The sequence below is a fragment of the Variovorax sp. GW531-E2 genome (assembly GCF_059423125.1).
The window spans coordinates 1-2307 of the sequence record NZ_JBWKXQ010000129.1; the positions used below are offsets into that span (position 1 = coordinate 1).

3 protein-coding genes are annotated in these 2307 nt (G+C 67.8%); 1 reads left to right on the plus strand and 2 read right to left on the minus strand.

Going from position 1 to position 2307, the window contains the following annotated elements:
• On the plus strand, window positions 1-974 hold a 974-nt coding region (locus AC07XP_RS32225), incomplete at its 5' end, for a VTT domain-containing protein (RefSeq protein WP_495266953.1).
• A 16-nt stretch (window positions 975-990) separates the two neighbouring features.
• Here the strand turns inward: AC07XP_RS32225 and AC07XP_RS32230 are convergent.
• On the minus strand, window positions 991-1290 hold the full coding sequence (locus AC07XP_RS32230) for a hypothetical protein (protein WP_235926743.1): 300 nt from the start codon (window positions 1288-1290) through the stop codon (window positions 991-993).
• A 125-nt stretch (window positions 1291-1415) separates the two neighbouring features.
• A complete protein-coding gene (locus tag AC07XP_RS32235) occupies window positions 1416-2159 on the minus strand; it encodes a LysM peptidoglycan-binding domain-containing protein (RefSeq protein WP_495266954.1) in 744 nt (247 codons plus the stop codon).
• Window positions 2160-2307: the final 148 nt, after the last annotated feature.

Sequence of the window (2307 nt, forward strand, 5' to 3'; positions counted from 1 at the left end):
CCGCGGCCCCCGGCAACGACCGAACGGCGGCCCGCATGGCGCAGCTGATGTCGCTGCTGGTGCAGAACGCGATCCTGGTGGTGTTTGCCGCCAGCTTTGCCGCGCGCCTGGGCCTGCCCGTGCCGGCCGCGGCCGTGCTGGTCGTTACCGGCGCGCTGCTGGCGGCGGGCGACGTGTCGGTGGTCGGCGTGGTGCTGGCCGCCGTGGCCGCCAACCTGCTGGGCGACGGCGCGTGGTTCTATGCCGGGCGCCGCTTCGGCTACCGCTTCATGCGGCTGCTGTGCCGCATCTCGCTGTCGCAGGACTCCTGCGTGCGGCGCGGCGAATCGCTCATTTCCGACTGGGGCGGCATGTCGCTCGTGGCCGCCAAGTTCGTGCCCGGCGTCTCCGTGGTGGCGCCGCCCATGGCCGGCGCGCTGGGCATGTCGGTGCGGCGTTTTGTCGGCTTCGACATCGTGGCCGCGCTGGTCTGGACGGGCCTGTTCCTCGGCCTGGGCTGGCTCTTTCGCGACCAGATCCAGCAGGTGCTCGCCGTGCTAGCGCAGGCCGGCGGCATCGCCACCGCCGCGCTGGGCGTGGTGCTGCTCGTGATGCTCGCCGTGCGCTACTGGCGCCGCCGCGCCTTCGCGCGGCTCACCGGCATGCCGCGCATCAGCGTCGACGAACTGTTCGACCTCATGAGCGGCGACGTGCCGCCGCTGGTGATCGACGTGCGCGGCGAAGCCGGCGTGCAGGTCGACCCGCGCCGCATCCCGGGCGCGCTGTCGTACACCCTCAAGGCGCTGCAGCAGCGCAACCTGGACCTCACCATCGACCCCGACCGCGACGTGGTGCTGTACTGCAACTGCCCCAACGAAGTCTCGGCCGCGCAGGCCGCGCGCGTGCTGCTGGCGCGCGGGGCGCGGCGGGCGCTGCCGCTGACCGGTGGGCTGGATGCGTGGGTGGCTTCGGGGCGGCCTACGAGCCTGCACTGACCTGCTTCGCAGCTGCTCATCGCAGCTGTTGTGTCATTGGGCACTCCAGAACGAGCCGGGCGGGCAGGGGTGAGTCCTGCCAGCCGGGTACGTCCTTCTTTCGGTAGGCCTCCAGCGAGGGATAGCCGTCCGCCGTCCAGTCGGTGCCGTCCACCTGTTCGAGCGCGACCACTTCGTACAGGCACTTGGCGTCGCGTGCCTTGAAGCGAAAAGCCATCCGCCCGGGTTCGCCGGGGCGGCTCATGTCCAGCACCTCATAGCTGCTGCGTGCGCAGCGGCTGAAACTCGATCGCCATTCGATGGTCTGGCTGCGCACATGGAGTACACCGTTGCATGCCCGGCCCGTGCCGGTGAACTTCCCGGTGAATGTGTGGGCGTGCGCGGGACCAGCCATAACTGCTGAGCAGGCGAGTGCCAGGAGACGCCGCCCGATGTTTCGGCCTACTTGCATGCGGTTGCCTCGGAGCCTCTGCGAACGGCCGCCAAGGCATAGCCGAGCTTGTCTGCATACGTCGCATCGCCATCCACGTTGTAGTAAGTTGCCGCTCCCGATACCGTGATGGGCTTCCAGCCTGTGATGACCCTCTGAACCGAGGCCCTCTGGTAGTGCAGCACCTCGCCGGGCCGAAGCATGTGTGCGGACGGATTGAGCCGCTTCATCACCTCTGGCGTGCTGCCTTTCGCTCTGGCGATGCTGTTCAGGGTATCGCCAGCTTTCACGACGACCTGATGGGTGCGGGTGTCTGCATCGGGCACGCTCTGAAAGGAGAAATTGGCCATGCGCAGCAGCAGGTAGCCGATGCCCGCGCGGATGTTGTCGGCAGGCGCGCGGCGCACGCCGTCGACGGAGAGGCTTCTGCGGTAAGAGGGCGGGAGGATCAGGTCACCGCCGTCCTTGCCACCCAGCAGCGCCTGGAGGCCCAGATCTCCTGTATTGCCGATCTGCATCGGGCGGGTCTTCCACTGCGGCCGTTTGGCCCCCGTTTCGACCCACAGCATGGCCTTCACCAGGCGCCAGTCCAACGGGACGTAGCCCTTGGTTCGAGAGAGGTGCATGTCGTATTCATGGACGGCCGAGCGGATCTCGCAGTCGTGGCTGTTCCACTTGTCGTCGGCGTTGTCGATGCCGCGCTTCCAGCCTTCATTGTCTGTCTCGGCTGCCGTCGTCTTTTGCGTCTTGCGCATACGTGCTCCCTCTTCCGGTTGTTGATGTCCCCGTGTTGTAGGCCGGTTCGGCGCTGCACACTGTCACCCAACGTCACCCGGTCCTTCTTCCCCGGAATTTCTCCGCGAAGCCGCGAGGTCAGCTCCCCGCCCACCCCCGGTGGTAGTC

Bases quoted from the DNA above. Each gene is read 5' to 3' on its own strand.
- AC07XP_RS32235 (WP_495266954.1), bottom strand. From the start codon at position 2,159: ATGCGCAAGACGCAAAAGACGACGGCAGCCGAGACAGACAATGAAGGC.